This is a genomic window from Azospirillum sp. FG154 (genome assembly GCF_057809575.1).
Genome location: NZ_JBMDKF010000013.1, coordinates 1 through 14,709, shown reverse-complemented (window position 1 = coordinate 14,709; position 14,709 = coordinate 1). Strand labels below are relative to the sequence as shown.

12 protein-coding genes and 1 pseudogene are annotated in these 14,709 nt (G+C 60.5%); 10 read left to right on the top strand and 3 right to left on the bottom strand.

Annotated features, from left to right (window positions below; all coding sequences use genetic code 11):
• Positions 1-15 precede the first annotated feature (15 nt).
• Together ACODS4_RS15920 and ACODS4_RS15915 are read right to left on the bottom strand one after the other, a co-directional pair.
• Positions 16-372, bottom strand: a pseudogene (locus ACODS4_RS15920) (integrase core domain-containing protein); the annotation flags it as partial.
• A 184-nt stretch (positions 373-556) separates the two neighbouring features.
• The gene (locus ACODS4_RS15915) at positions 557-1,714 is read right to left on the bottom strand and encodes a glycosyltransferase (RefSeq protein ID WP_488865305.1); all 1,158 of its coding nucleotides are present in this window, start codon (positions 1,712-1,714) and stop codon (positions 557-559) included.
• A 440-nt stretch (positions 1,715-2,154) separates the two neighbouring features.
• On the opposite strand from ACODS4_RS15915, the gene ACODS4_RS15910 reads away from it, so the two are divergent.
• Entirely contained in the window at positions 2,155-2,295 is a 141-nt protein-coding gene (locus ACODS4_RS15910) for a hypothetical protein (RefSeq protein WP_488865303.1), read from the top strand.
• A gap of 299 nt (positions 2,296-2,594) precedes the next feature.
• Here the strand turns inward: ACODS4_RS15910 and ACODS4_RS15905 are convergent, their stop codons facing one another.
• Positions 2,595-4,406, bottom strand: coding sequence for a hypothetical protein (locus ACODS4_RS15905; protein WP_488865301.1), 1,812 nt, complete (start codon positions 4,404-4,406; stop codon positions 2,595-2,597).
• 242 nt (positions 4,407-4,648) lie between these two features.
• Here ACODS4_RS15905 and ACODS4_RS15900 point away from each other — a divergent pair, with 242 nt between their 5' ends.
• The 9 genes from ACODS4_RS15900 to ACODS4_RS15860 all read left to right on the top strand — a co-directional run bounded on the left by ACODS4_RS15900 (position 4,649) and on the right by ACODS4_RS15860 (position 14,603).
• Complete coding sequence (locus tag ACODS4_RS15900) at positions 4,649-5,338, top strand: cytidylyltransferase domain-containing protein (protein ID WP_488865299.1); 690 nt, start codon at positions 4,649-4,651, stop codon at positions 5,336-5,338.
• Between the two features lie 144 nt (positions 5,339-5,482).
• Positions 5,483-6,787, top strand: a complete 1,305-nt coding sequence (locus tag ACODS4_RS15895; protein WP_488865523.1) for a DUF4910 domain-containing protein — start codon at positions 5,483-5,485, stop codon at positions 6,785-6,787.
• Positions 6,784-7,575: an AAC(3) family N-acetyltransferase gene (locus ACODS4_RS15890; RefSeq protein ID WP_488865298.1), complete on the top strand. Its 792-nt coding sequence runs from the start codon at positions 6,784-6,786 to the stop codon at positions 7,573-7,575. Before ACODS4_RS15895 ends, ACODS4_RS15890 begins: the two co-directional genes overlap by 4 nt.
• On the top strand, positions 7,565-9,067 hold the full coding sequence (locus ACODS4_RS15885; protein ID WP_488865296.1) for an AMP-binding protein: 1,503 nt from the start codon (positions 7,565-7,567) through the stop codon (positions 9,065-9,067). The genes ACODS4_RS15890 and ACODS4_RS15885 overlap by 11 nt, the downstream gene beginning before the upstream one ends.
• Complete coding sequence (locus ACODS4_RS15880) at positions 9,060-9,299, top strand: phosphopantetheine-binding protein (RefSeq protein ID WP_488865294.1); 240 nt, start codon at positions 9,060-9,062, stop codon at positions 9,297-9,299. Before ACODS4_RS15885 ends, ACODS4_RS15880 begins: the two co-directional genes overlap by 8 nt.
• A 12-nt stretch (positions 9,300-9,311) precedes the next feature.
• Positions 9,312-10,520 (top strand): hypothetical protein, encoded by a 1,209-nt coding sequence (locus tag ACODS4_RS15875; RefSeq protein WP_488865292.1) that lies wholly within the window; start codon positions 9,312-9,314, stop codon positions 10,518-10,520.
• A 52-nt stretch (positions 10,521-10,572) separates the two neighbouring features.
• Positions 10,573-12,405, top strand: coding sequence for an asparagine synthase (glutamine-hydrolyzing) (gene asnB / locus ACODS4_RS15870; protein WP_488865290.1), 1,833 nt, complete (start codon positions 10,573-10,575; stop codon positions 12,403-12,405).
• 1 nt (position 12,406) lies between these two features.
• Positions 12,407-13,555, top strand: coding sequence for an N-acetyl sugar amidotransferase (locus tag ACODS4_RS15865; RefSeq protein WP_488865288.1), 1,149 nt, complete (start codon positions 12,407-12,409; stop codon positions 13,553-13,555).
• A 43-nt stretch (positions 13,556-13,598) separates the two neighbouring features.
• Positions 13,599-14,603: an N-acetylneuraminate synthase family protein gene (locus ACODS4_RS15860; RefSeq protein ID WP_488865286.1), complete on the top strand. Its 1,005-nt coding sequence runs from the start codon at positions 13,599-13,601 to the stop codon at positions 14,601-14,603.
• Positions 14,604-14,709 lie beyond the last annotated feature (106 nt).

Genomic DNA, 14,709 nt, shown 5'->3' with positions numbered 1-14,709 from the left:
GTGAGACAGCCCGAGTTATGAATTAGGCTTGGACGCTCTCCGGTTTTTGCGGGGAGGGGATTGATCCAGGCTTCGATGGGCTTGGCGGGCGGCATGGACGGCGTCGGCTTGTCCGCAATGCATCTGATCGGGGGTCATCAGGCCGATCCCGGCATGATGGTGATCCCGGTTGCGCCAAGTGAAGAAATCCTGGCAGAAGGCCCTGGCATCCTCGATGGAGCCGAAGCGCTTGGGGAATTCTGGTTGATGCTTCAGAGTCTTGAAGTGGGCCTCGGAGAACGGGTTGTCGTTGGAGGTGTGGGGTCCGCCGTGCGATTCGATGACGCCGAGGTCGGCGGGCAGGAGATCGGTGGCCTTGGCCTTCATCGGGCCGCAGTCGCCGACGCGCCGCTGGCGGCGTCATCGCCAAACTATTCCAGGTCGCTGCGCCTTCACTCTGGCCGGTCATCGACAAGTTGACGGCGCCTTGATCTCCAAGCAGGTCCGGGAGGCGCAGGCCTTGCCCTTGTGATAGGTTTTTATACCTACCATCAACCCATCCACTGTCAATCCAAATTTACCCAAAAGCTATTTCCAGCAAGCGGTCGATCGAGTGCCGCCATGTGAAGCCATTGGTTACGAAAGCCGGGCCAGCCTGCCGCGCTTGTCGGTAGAAATCGGGGGTTTCGATCACCTGCGTCATCAGACTCAGCAGATGGTCGGAATTCGGCTCCAAAGCCCAGCCAGTCACATCGGGCGCTTGAGGGTATGGTGTAAACGGCACGATCCGACTATCGATGCGCAGGGCAAAATCTGAGGTGGTGAAATCATCGGTTGCGCCGCCTGCCGTGCAGATGACAGGCGCACCACAAGAAGCCGCTTCCAGCACCGGCATGTTGAACCCCTCCCCCCGGTATGGGGACACATAGGCGTCAGCGGCCTGATACAACAGGGCCATAGTGCGGAAAGACAGGGAGCGGCCTTCATAACGAAGGCGGGGCCGAATCCGCTCCTTCTGGGCGTCCGTCAAGCCACGAATGTTGGCCAGCAATTTGTCGCGTGAACCGTACAGAGAATCCAAGCCCTTGACGAACAGAACCGCGTCCGGCTGGCGCTCCAGCAAGGTGGCGAAGGCCTGCAAGGTTAAATCTAGGCCTTTGTTGTGGGTCATCGACCCGACGGTTAGAAACACGAAGCCGCTCCATCCCAATCGCTGGCGCAACCGTGCGCGCTCGTCATCGGGCAAGGGGTGGTGCAGCGATGGATGGACGCCATGGGGCACGTGAAAGACACGGGAGTCTGGAACTCCGCTTTCGATGAAACCATCCCGTGACCAACGCGACGGTGTAATAAACAACGCATCGGACTCGGAGACCGCCTGACGGACGTCTCCCTGTCCAACGATGGTGAGACGCGAGAGCTTCCGCCATTCAGCCGTCCCAAACACCAATGTCCGCCGAGCCTCCGACGGTCGGTAGTCGTAAGGGAACCCCATTCGCAGCAGAGCGTCAAAGCGTTCTTCCGGCTCCGGTGGGCGCAAGGCGTTGATCGCCATTTCCATATCGGGATCAAACATGCCGGTTTGCGGTTTCCAGATATCGGGGTGTGGAACATCGCGGTGAGCAAACCGCAGACCCGAACGGGTTGCCAATTCCATGCACTGGAATTGATTCACGATGGCGTAGGAATGGGGAATGTGCCGCCATCCCTCAACCAGCAACGCTCCGGTGGACATGCGCGCACTCCCAAGCCATCCCGGAAACTATGGCGCCCATCAGCGGGGCCGAAGACAACAAGGCGCCGCCCTTCTTGCAGCGTCCTGATCCGCTGCTGGTGTAACCAATCCGACCGACGTGAACAACGAAGAAGACAGAGACATATGCTGATGACTCGGCGAGATCGTGCCCCTGGCCGTGGTGTAGGAGCCGAGATGCGCTCATGGTCTCCGGCTGATCTGGCGTTTTTGCCCTTGACGTAGTCGTCGCCACGCTCGTCCTTGCCCTTGGCGCGCTCCCGGTACGACGCACAGGCCCGCACGAGGAAACCCCAGCGCCGGGTGCGGGGCTTTGTTCGTCAGCGCTCAGCGACTGGGCGGCGACAGCGTGACGCCGGGGCGCTTGAGGATGAGGGGGAAGCCCGTGCAAGCGAGGATCTGCGCCAACGCCGGAAAATCCAATGGCGGCGGAATTGGCCCGGGTCAGTCGTGAGAACGCCCAATTGCGCCGACGGTTTGAACAGGCCGAAGCGATCATCAACGCTCAAAAAGTGGCCGCCCTGTTGGGGACGCCCCTGGCGAGCGACGACGAGATGCCGTGATGGCGGCCATTCAAATCATCCGACCACTGCCGCGACGGACCATCGTCGCCTATCAAGCCCTTGAAACCCTCCGATCAAGTCTGTTTCACCGTCAGTCTCGCCGGAAGATGCCGCGTCGTCGGCGCCGCATGCCGACCGTGGCGCTCCAATGAAGGACAAACCACGGCGCTGATGTTGGGGCTGCGAAAGCTCGCAGCCGCCGCGCGGGGATCGGCCTGATGACCCAAGATCAAGCCCTCCATGGCCAAACAACCAACATCTCTGGGCGCCAACTCCGTTCGGCCCGCAGGCAGAGCCGGTCAGACCGTCGGCGTCGGCAACAGGAGATCCCCCAGGCGTTGTACGAGTCGTGAATGCTTGCTGACGCTCTGGCCTTCGTAAAGCAGGGTGCAGAGGCCGCCTTGGTTGTCAAGAACGGCAGCGCCCTCGACACCCCCCTGCCCCCGGCGCAATGTCACAGGTTCCTTCGGCCAACGACCGACCATGAAATAGACCAACGCCTTGGCGAGCACCGCCTTCACGCTGCTTTCTTCCTTGGCCCAGTGCTGGTCGGAATAGGTGACTTGCAGGCTGGCGGCGATCCTCCGCTGATCCTCCGATTGATCCAACTCCAGAATTCGCTCAATTGTGGCGACTTGGTCCAGGACCTTGATTCGGATCGGCCCGTTCATGTCCTTGGTCGGAAACACGTCGGCAACCGGAACGGAGGCGAAGAACCGGCACGCTATGTACCAGCGGAAGGCTTGACGCACGTCGAACAGGTTCGCCGGACCGTCGATCATGCCGTCGATCATCCGATAATATTCCTCCCGAGTTTCGGGAACCTTGATGAAGTCGCCAACCGGACACCCCACAATCTTTTGGAAGACTGACAGAACCGGGATACCAAGGCGGGCCGATTCCAATCCCATGGTGCTCCAAGACGTCATCACCAGATCTGCGGCGTCGAGCAGATCGTAACTGGAGGTGGAGGCTTGCGGCCAGATGACGACGACGTTGTCCGGCAGGTCGGACAAGGCCTGCTGAATGTAGGTCAGATGCTCCGAATGGATGGAATCGCGGCGATTGGCGGCCTCACGGGGATGAATGCGGATGCAGAATTGGAGGTCGTCGCGTTCGCTGGCCAACCGCTTGATGTCGGACAACCAAGCGATCTGGTCGGGGAAGATGAACTCAGGCGTCGGTATGCTCAAGTTCAAACCGTCATCAGCGGCTTCCTGCGCTTTGATCTCGTCAGGGCTGCTGGTAAAGACGACGACCGTGCGCCGGTCCGTCCGCAAACCGATCGCCTCGCGGATGTCGCTGATGGTGAAGTTTTTGTTCGGCGAGTAGACATGGAGGGAATTCGATGTGAAGCGGGCTTCGATGTCTTCCGAGACGCGAGAGACGGCTGCCGTAGGCATCGGCAGCTTGCTGATGACCGCCCATTGCTGGGCAAGCGTCAGGTAAAAATGACGGGGGCCGTTGTTGGTGAACCAAAGGTACTGACGATCAACGCCTGCATGCGAGGAGATTGACATGATCTTAGGCAACGCCCCACAGCGGATTGCAGCCCGGTAAACGGCCATATTCGGCCCATATTGGTTGAAAACAAAGACCCTATCTATGCCTTTGTCTTTGATCATCCTCTTGGCCAGAATATATGTCTTTATGACAGTGTGCAGAGATTCTTTGTAATAAGCCATGGCCTGCGGAGAGATTCCATCTCGGCTGATGATCTTCCAACCAAGGCAAAGGTCAAATTGGGACAGGCGCCCCAATTTTTCTCCGTCATATTCAAAATCGACAATGTCTCCACGCCAGGATTCGATCATCTCCTGGATGTGGTCGTTTATGCCTTCTTCCTCATAATCGGAAAAACCAACTCGATTGAAATGAAATGGTTTGCTCATCCTGTCCATATTACTGGTGCAGGAATTGCAAATAGTCAAATGATCACTTGGAGAAAGACTCTTCGTGCCGGAAAGTTTAAAAACACACCGAACAAAAGAACCCCGGCACGATGTAAAATAAACATCATGTCCTTTTTCATGAAGAGAATGAGAAACAGCCTCCATCGCAAGATAAAAAGGCTGAATTCCCGCCTCTGGGCAAAATGCAAGTATTTTCATGGTCATAAAATTCCGGCCGGGCAAACGCTTTGGAGCGTGTTCATTGTGCAGTCTGCATCATAGTAAAAAAATTGGCTTTTCCTAGTGGATTTCCTGACCCGTCCAGAGCGAGGGCCTTGCCGGACCGTCGCTTGTCCGAAAACGGGCTATGCGTTTCTCAGGCGGAGGCGTCGCCATGCTGGCGCTTCGCCTTCGCCTTTGGCAGAACCATGATGACAAATCTCTACGAAAGGCAACGGAGCATGGCGAAACTGGCGATCATCCAGGCACGGTGCAATTCCAGCCGTTTGCCTGGCAAGGTGCTGATGCCGCTTCATGGGCATCCCATGCTGTGGTGGCTGATCGAGCGAGTGCGACTGAGTCCTGCCGTGGCGGACGTGGTTGTCGCCACGTCCGAGGCATCCAGCGACGACGCGCTGGACGCTTGGTGCGGGGACGTCGGCGTCTCCTGCCTGCGCGGTCCGCTGGACGACGTTGCAAAGCGCTTCCTGATGGTCGCCGAGAGGCTCGGCGCGGATTCGTTCATCCGGGTGAACGGCGACAGCCCGCTTCTCGACCCGGCGCTTCTGGATCGGGCGGTGTTCCTGTTCGAAAACGGGGATTTTGATCTTGTCACCAACACGCGCGAGCGATCTTTTCCCAAAGGGCAATCAGTCGAGGTCATATCCGTCGCCGCTCTCGCGTCCCGCCATCCGGGGATGAGCCAAGACGAAAAGGAGCATGTGACGGCCTGCTTCTACCGCGATCCGTCGAATTCCAGGATTGAAAATTTCGCCTGTGATGAAGATCTCGGGCACATCCAAATGTCCGTCGACACCCTGGATGACTTCCTCATCGTCGAGCGCATGATGGGGGCGATGGACCGCCCTCCCCGGACCTACGGCCTGTCGTCCTTGCTGCCTCTCCACCGGCAGGCGGCGCGATCGGAATAGCGGCACGGTCGGTGGATTTGTCCAGTCGGAACCACTTCGCCCCTCGCATTCCGGGAGGCAAGGCAATAGAACTGACGTGAACAAGCCGTTCGGAAAGGCCACCCCCGGGCAGGACGGCGGGGTATCAGCGAAAGGCGGTTGCCGGTGTCGGATGGGGAAATCCAGCGTCTTGAAGACATGTTCGACCGGTTGTGGCCAATCACCCGCAGCATTTGCGGCCCCGGTCTTCGCGACACTCTCGACATTCTGGGCGACGTCATGCCGCACCAGCGGATCGAGGTTCCCAGCGGTCAGCCGATCTTCGATTGGACTGCGCCACGAGAGTGGCATGCCCGGGAAGCCTATGTGATTGCTCCCGACGGGCGACGGATGTTGGATTTGGCCGTCAACAACCTTCACCTGGTCAATTACTCCATCGGTTTCCGAGGGCGCCTCAGCCGTTCTGAGTTGGACCGCCATCTGCACAGCCTGCCGGATCAGCCAGACGCCATCCCTTATGTGACAAGCTATTATGCGCCCCGCTGGGGCTTCTGCCTTAGCGAGCGCGAGCGTCGGAGTCTGCCCGAAGGCGATTACGACGTCGTCATCGACACCGCGCACAAGGACGGATCGCTGACCCTGGCCGAAGCCGTTTTGCCTGGGCGCGAGGATCGGGAAGTCCTCTTTTCCTCTTACATCTGCCATCCCTCCCTGGCCAACAACGAGTTGTCTGGTCCGTTGGTCCTGGCCTTCCTCTACAATCGGATCGCGTCCTGGCCTGATCGTCGGTTGACCTATCGCTTCGTTCTTTGCCCGGAAACCATCGGCGCCCTCTCCTATCTGCATCTGCGAGGCGATCATCTGCGTCGGCAGGTGGAGGCCGGCTATGTCATCACCTGCGTGGGCGACATCGGCGTTCCGGAACGGCGCTTCACGTACAAACGGTCGCGGGCAGGAAACACGCTGGCGGACCGCGCGGCGATCCATACCCTGTCGCAAACTCTGGCCGTGCCTTTCAAGACGGTGGATTTCGCGCCGGACGACGGCAGCGACGAACGGCAGTACTGCTCTCCGGGTTTCAATCTGCCGGTCGGCTCGCTGATGCGCACCATGTACGGCCAATATCCTGAATATCACACCTCCCTCGACAACCGCTCGCTCATGTCCTTCCCTTCCATGCAGGGAAGCGTCGATGCCTATGAGTTGATCGCCAGCCTGCTGGATGGCAATGTCCGCTACCGTAATCTTTCCCCGCACGGGGAACCCCAGCTCGGGCGCAGGGGGCTGTACGCGACGGAGGGAAATCATGTCAACGCAGCGACGTCGGCGGTCCTCTGGACATTGAACCTCAGTGATGGTGGTCACGATCTGCTGAGCATCGCCGACCGCAGCGGCCATCCCTTTCCCCGGATTCTGGAGGCCGCAAAACGGGCCGAACAGGCCGGGCTTCTGGAAAGATGCGCACAATGACGGGAAGCGTTCCGATCACCGACAGCGCCCGTTTCGCCGACCATCTGCACGCCGTCGGCGTGCGGCCCGGCATGAATCTCGTTGTCCATTCCAAGCTGATCTCGTTCGGACGGCTGGAGGGCGGTCCCTCCATGATCCTTGACGGCTTGCGCCGGGCGGTTGGAGACGAGGCGACGCTGATCTTTCCGTCCTACACGTTCGACACGGCGACCAAGCCCTACGATCCGCGCCGGTCGCCCAGCACCAACGTTGGCCTTCTGAGCGAGATCGTGCGCGCCATGCCGCATGCCGTGCGCAGCCTAAGCCCGATCCATAGCCATGTCGGCCTCGGCCCGCTCGCCACAATCCTTGAGCGGACGCCTCCTACGGCGTCTCTTGGCCCACAGTCTGATTTCGAGAGTCTTGAGGCCGCCGACTTCCACCTGCTGCTGCTCGGATGCCGGTTCAACGAAGGCTGCACCTTTCTCCATCATATGGAGGCGGTCGCGGAAGTCCCTTACCGGCATTGGCGCCCGCTGGCCCGCCGGATCGTTCCACCCGACGGCGGCGACATCCAGGACGTGACCTGCCGCTATTTCGCCCGCAACGATGGGGCGCCGCAAAGCGCGTTCGACGCCGTGGTTCCGCCCTTGCGACAGTCGGGCGTTCTGGGCGAGGCAAAGGCGCCTCTCGGCGCAAGTTTTCTTGTGGCGCTTGGCTCCCTGCGTCAGACGGCGCTTTCCCTACTGCGGGAGAATCCATACGCGCTCGTCCTCGCTCCACCCCAGGAAACGGCCCATGAGCAGTAACTCTTCCTCCGATCCCCTGTTCCTGTTGCTGGACCGTGCCGCGCGCCAGCCGGAACGGCCGGCTGTGCAGGATGCTGACGGAACAATTTCCTACAAAGAGTTCGGGGCGATTGTGCGCCGGATCGCCGGATCGTTGGCGGCGACCGGGATTGACGCTCCCAAGGTCGCGCTTGCTTTGCCCAAGGGGCGGTTGGCCTACGCCGCAATGTTTGCAACTATGATGGTCGGCGGCGTCTATGCTCCTCTGAACATGGATGACCCGGTTGACCGGCGGGCCAAGGTCCTGAGCGGTTTCGATCCAGACGTGATCCTGACCTCCGGTTCAACGCTGACGGACTTCGCCGCCCTGGAGCGTTTGGGCGACTCCCGCCGGGCCATCGTCCTGGATGCCGAAGAGGCCGCCGTTCCGCTGGACAGCCCTCGTCCCGCCCACCGCCTGGCCTATGTGATCTTCACGTCCGGTTCCACCGGAACGCCAAAAGGTGTGATGATCTCTCGGCAAGCTCTGGCGCATTACGTCGGCTGGGCGCTGGATGCTCTCGCCATCGCTCCAGACGATCGGGTGTCGCAACACCCCAACATTGGTTTCGATCTCAGCGTCATCGAAATCTACGGCGCTCTGTGCGGCGGAGCCTGTCTCGTGGCGCTGACGTCGGCCAAGGACAAGCTGCTTCCGGCGGAGGCGATACACGCCCGCGCCATCACGGTCTGGGTTTCGGTGCCGAGCGTGATCGATCTGATGCGGCGAGCCGGCCACATGGACGCTGTCCGGCTCGGAAGCCTGCGGCTGCTGTTTTTTTGCGGGGAACCGTTGCTTCCCAGCCATCTGGAAAGCATTTTCTCCGCCTTGCCGGATGTTCGCGTCATCAACGCCTATGGTCCGACCGAAGCGACCGTCTCCTGCACCGCCCGCGAATTGACCGGGGCGACGTTTCGCGCCGCTTGTCGCAACAGTGTGGCCTTCGGCGAGGCCATTCCGGGAATGACGATCGATTTGGCTGGAGCCAATGATGGCGAGGTCGGAGCGGAAAGCGGCGAACTGATCCTGTCCGGCCCCCAGTTGGCCGACGGCTACTGGAACGATCCGGTGCGGACGACCGCAGTCTTCCGGGAACGGAACGGAACGCGCTGGTACCACACAGGCGACCATGCCTGCCGGATCGGCATGGAATGGTTCTTCGAAAACCGGATTGACCGTCAAGTGAAGGTGCGCGGCCATCGGTTTGAACTGGGCGAGATTGACGACGCCCTGCGCAATGTTGGCGCCCTGGTGGCCTATACTGTCCTGCACAAAGAGGGGCGTGGGGAAATTGTCAGCTTCATCGAAGCCCCGCCGGATTTCTCGCACGACCAGGCTCTTGGCGCGCTGCGCACGCGGCTCCCGGATTACGCGATCCCGGCCAGAATCATCCAACTCGATCAACTGCCGCGCAACAGCAACGACAAGATCGACCACAACGCTCTTCTAAACAGGCTCGCTTCTCATGATTGATTTCGCCACCTTGTCGCCGGATCGTCGAAAGGCGTTGGACGCTCTGGCCGCCATTCTAGGCGTCGCTCCTCAAAGCTTGACGCCCGATTGCTCCATCACCACCCACGCCAAGTGGGACAGCCACGCTCAACTCGAGATCATGCTGTATCTAAGCCAGGAAAAAGGGGTCGATCTATCAGAAGACAATATACTTCGCTATTCGACCATGAACAATATTATCGAAATTTTTTGAGGAGTTTGATGAATGGCTGGTATCTGGTCGAGCTGGGATGAAATCCGGGTCAAGAGCAAAGGTCGCAGCATCGTTTTCTTTGGCGCCGCCGAAGTTTACATCCGGCAGAGCTTGCCGCACGTCGGTGAAGGCGCCTTTATCGTCGACAACGACGAAAAGGAACAGGGCGGCGTGATCGAGGGACTCGCCATCAGACCGACGCGAGAGATCGCCAACCGTCGGACCGAACTCTTCATCGTCATCACCTCCGGCAGCTACCTTTCGATCGCCGAGGAGCTGAACGCTTCTGGCTACGTGGCCGGTGACGATTACGCGTGCGCGCCCATCATCGACAACACCCGCTCGCTCGACGAGCTTTACACCACTCCGCGAAAGTTGCTGCTCACCTGCCAGGATCACAGTTTTTACAAGAGCACGGACCGCGAAGGCGGCGGCGGCCTGTACATCCTCGATGTGGTCAGCGGGAAGCTGGACAAGAAGTTGGACGGCAATTTCCGCCAGATCTGCGACACCGGATCTCATTACCTGATCAGCGATGAATTGCAGGGTCCCTTGGTCGTGTCCTACGACTTTGAGGTGGTGCGTCGATTCGGCCAAGCTGAGACGGCGAAGGGCTGCGGAATCGATTACGACCGCGAGCGCGACTTGATCTTCGTCGCCAACACCAAGCGGGACGTGGTGTCCGTCTATGATGGAGCGACCTACCAGTTGGCGCGGGAGATATCGATTTCCCAGCATCCCAAAAAGACCCAGCACAATCATCACATCAACGACCTGTGCGTTCACGAGGGATATCTGTACGTCTCCATGTTCTCCTTGGCTGGCTGCCTCCAGCAGTGGGCCATGGACGGCGGCGTCATCCAGTTCGACATCGACAACCCGGAAAATCGTTTCGAGATCAACCTGAACGCCTGGATGCCGCACAGCATTCAGATCGTCGACGGCAAACTTTCCTATGTGGAAAGCATGAACGGTCGACTGATGCGCAATCCACGCGACGTCGTGTGCGATGTTCCCGGCTTCATTCGTGGCTTCCGGTACAAGGATGGTTTCTACTACATTGGACAGAGCGAGTTCCGCTATCTCGACCGCATCAATCGGACACGGAATTTCACCATCGCCGAATCCGGCGTCTACATCCATCAAGTCAAGTCCACAGCGACCCGCTTCATCAGCCTGCCGGCGCTTCGCCAGTTGCACGACGTGCTGATCTTGGAATAGGACGGTCGCGGGCCTCGTCAAACACATCACGGAAACATCTGAGGATTGCAGCGTGTGCGGAATTGCCGGATCAATCGGACCAGCCTTTCCCTCTGGCGAACGCATTGAGCGCACGCTGGCCGCGATGGGGCGTCGTGGCCCTGACGGTCATGGCGTCAGTCGGCAGACTGTCGGAGACTTCCGAGTGGCGCTTCTGCACACTCGGTTGGCGATCGTCGACGTCGCCCATCGGGCTGACCAGCCCTTTGAGAGCGACGGGCTGACGCTGATCTTCAACGGCGAGATCTACAATTACATCGAGATCCGGCGCGAACTGGAAGCGTTGGGGCAAAGCTTCCGGACCAGTTCCGACACTGAGGTGCTGCTGCACGCTTGGCGTCATTGGGGTGAGAAGGCGCTCGACCGCCTGGAAGGCATGTGGGCCTTCGCCCTGATTGACGCCCCCAACAACCGCTTGGTGCTCAGTCGTGACCGTTTCGGCGAGAAACCCCTCTACCTGTGGCGGGTTGGAGGGACGCTGTATTTCGGGTCGGAGGTCAAGTTTCTGGCCGCTCTCGCCGGCGCCAAGCCTGACATCAATCAGGAACAGATCCGCCGCTTTCTCGTCAACGGCTACAAGTCCCTCTACAAGAAACCCCGAACGTGGTTTCGCGACGTTGAGGAGCTCCCCGCCGCCAATTGGGCGACGGTGGACGCTCCGGACCGGGTGGTTGCCCAGTCTTACTGGCGGCTGACGGCGAACCCGCGCGCCATGACGGCGGCTCAGGCCTTGGAAGGCGCGCGCGAACGACTGGACGAGGCGGTGCGGCTGCGGCTGCGCGCCGACGTTCCCATAGCGTTTTGCTTGTCGGGCGGCATTGATTCAACCACGCTGGCTGGGATTGCGGCCAAGCGCTTTGACCAGCAACTGCACACCTTCTCAATCATCGACACCGACGAGCGCTACTGCGAGACGGACAACATCGACGCCACTGTCGCCTTCCTGGGATGCGAGAATCATCGCATCCACACCAGCACCGAGAATTTCTTTGAGAATCTGGCGGAATTGGTCGCCTATCACGACGGCCCCGTGGTGACGATCACCTACTATCTGCATTCCTTCCTGTCCAAAGCCATCGCGGAGCGCGGTTACAAGGTCGCCATTTCAGGCAACGCCGCCGACGAGCTGTTTACCGGTTATTACGACCACTACGCCTTCTGGCTCGCCGAGATGAGCGGCCATCCGACCCATCAGGATCTGCTGAATGACTGGCGGCATGGTTACGGCGCCTTCGTGCAGAATCCGATCCTGAAGGATCCGGGAGTCTTCGTCCGCAACCCCGCCGAGCGCGGGCACATCTACCTGAACGCCGATCTGTTCCAGCAATGGTTGACCCAGCCGTTCCACGAACCCTTCGAGGAAACACGCTACGATTCCGGGCTGCTGCGCAACCGAATGCTGAACGAGATCGCCCACGAGACAGTTCCGGTGATTCTGCGCGAGGATGACCTGAACTCGATGTTCTATTCCGTGGAGAACCGCTCCCCCTATCTCGACCGTCGGCTGGCCGAGTTCCTGTTCACCGTTCCCCCCGAGCACCTGATCCAAAACGGATACCCAAAATATCTGCTGCGTTCGGCAGGGGCCGGCGTGGTCGCCGACACAGTCCGGTTGGACAAGCGCAAGCGCGGCTTCAACGCCTCAATCGACAGTCTGGTCGACCGTTCCGACCCGCGCACGCGCGATCGTCTGTTGTCGGATAGCCCGCTGTTCGACATCGTGCGGCGCGACGCCCTGGAAAATTTCCTCGACGGATCGATGAAGGACAACAGCTTCAGCAAGTTCCTCTTCAGCGTCATCTCGGTGAAGCTGTTCCTCGATCATCACTCAAGTTGGCAACCCTGACGTGAAATACTGCACCCGCTGCATCCTGCCCGACAGCCGCCCTGGCATCTTCATGAACGATGAGGGCGTCTGCTCAGCCTGCGTCGGCCACGACGACAAGACGCGCCGCATCGACTGGAACGCCCGCCAGTTGGCCTTTGATGGGATCGTCGCCGACGCTAAGGCGCGCGCGACCGGCTACGACTGCATCGTGCCGGTCAGCGGCGGCAAGGACAGTTGGTATCAGGTCATCCGCTGCCAGCAGCATGGCCTGAAAGTGCTCGGCGTGACATGGCGCACCCCGGCCCGCACCGAGGTCGGGCAGCGCAACCTCGACCGGATGATCTCCAGTCTCGGCATCGACCACATCGACTACACGATCAACCCCGAGGTCGAACGGCGCTTCATGAAGCTCGCCTTCGAGCGCAAGGGGGCCACCGCCATTCCGATGCACATGGCGTTGTTCGCGATTCCGATCCGTTTGGCGGTCAGGATGCGGATTCCCCTGGTCGTGTGGGGCGAGAACCCGCAATTGGAGTTCGGCGGGCCGGAAGCTGACCGGCTGGCGACCGACCTCGATCTCGCCTGGATCGAGCGGCACGGCGTCACCAACCAGACTTCGTGGAAAGATTGGGTCGGGCCGGAATTGTCGGCGCGCGACATGGTTCCTTACCAGTTGCCGGAACCTTGGGAAATGGAAGCGTTCGCCCCCCGCTCGATTTTCCTTGGTTCCTTCTTCCCATGGAATTCCTTCGAAAACGCGCGGATCGCGGCCGAGCACGGCTTTGAAAGCGGTGGCGAACACCGCAAGACCGGCGTTTGGGAATTCGCCGACATCGACTGCCACTTCATCGCCCTGCACCATTTCCTGAAATGGCAGAAATTCGGCATCCTGCGGTCGTTCGACAATCTGTCCGTCCAGATCCGCTACGGCATGATTGGTCGTGAGGAAGCGATCAACACGCTGCGGCGGCTGGGACCCCAGGTTCCAACCGACGACATCGCCCGTTTCTGCGCCTTCGTGAACGAACCGGAAAGCTGGTTTTGGGCCGTGACTGAGAGTTTCCGCAACACCGGAATCTGGCGCAGAAACGCTGATGGCGACTGGACCATCCCCGGCTTCCTGATCGACGAATGGGACTGGCGCGTCGCCAACGCCCGCAACGCCTGATCGTTTTTCCACGTCACCACCCGTTCCAATCAAGGCCACGAGCATGAAAATCGCCAACGTCGACACGACCGAACGAGTGCTGATCGTCGCGGAGATCGGCAACAACCACGAAGGCGACATGGCGGTCGCCGAGCGACTGGTGGACGCCGCCGCCGCAAGCGGAGCCAATGCGGTCAAGTTCCAGACCTTCCGGACGCATGCCTTCGTCTCGCCGCTCGATCCACCGGAGCGGCTTGAGAGAATGCGGCGCTTCGAGCTGTCGGCCGAGGATTTCAAGCGCCTGGCCGACCGCGCCCGCGCCCGCGGCCTGCTGTTCATGTCCACGCCGCTGGACATGGAGAGCCTGGAGATTCTCATCCCGTTGGTCGATGCGTTCAAAATCGCCTCGGGAGACGCCACCTTCCTGCCCCTGATCGAGCGGATCGCCGCCACCGGCAAGCCGACCATCGCGGCGACTGGGTTGGCCTCGCTGATCGAGATTGATCGTTTGCGGACTCTGTTCCGGCTGACCAACCCCGAGGGGGATCTTGGGCTGCTTCATTGCGTAACCGCCTATCCGACCCCTCTGGAACAGGCCAACCTGCGGGCCATCGCGACCCTAAGCCGACGCTATCCCGATTGCACCGTCGGCTATTCGGATCACACCATCGGCATCCAGGCGTCCGTCCTGGCCGTGGCCGTCGGCGCCAGGATCATCGAAAAGCATTTCACGCTGGCGAACGACCATTCCGAGTTTCGCGATCACCAATTGTCAGCCACCCCCCTCGACTTTGCCCGCATGGTCGCCGCGATCCGCGAGGCCGAAGTCATGCTCGGTTCCGGCGACAAGGAGTTGCAGCAGGCCGAGGCGGGAAATCTGGCGCCGGTTCGCCGGTCGATCGTCGCCGCCCGCGACATCGGAACCGATCAGATACTGACACCGGCGGACATCACCTGGATGCGCCCCGGCCACGGCGTCCAGCCTGGACAGGAGGGATTGGTCCTTGGCCGTCGGCTGCGGGTCGCCGTGGCGGCTGGCGCTCCCATAAGCGTGGACATGATCGAATAGGAGGCCGCTGACGCCGCGTTCGCCGCCTCCGTCAAGCCGGGGCGGCGAACGCCCGCAGGGTGTACTTCCCGCTCGGCTCCCGCACCCGTTCCAGCCGGTCGAGCGC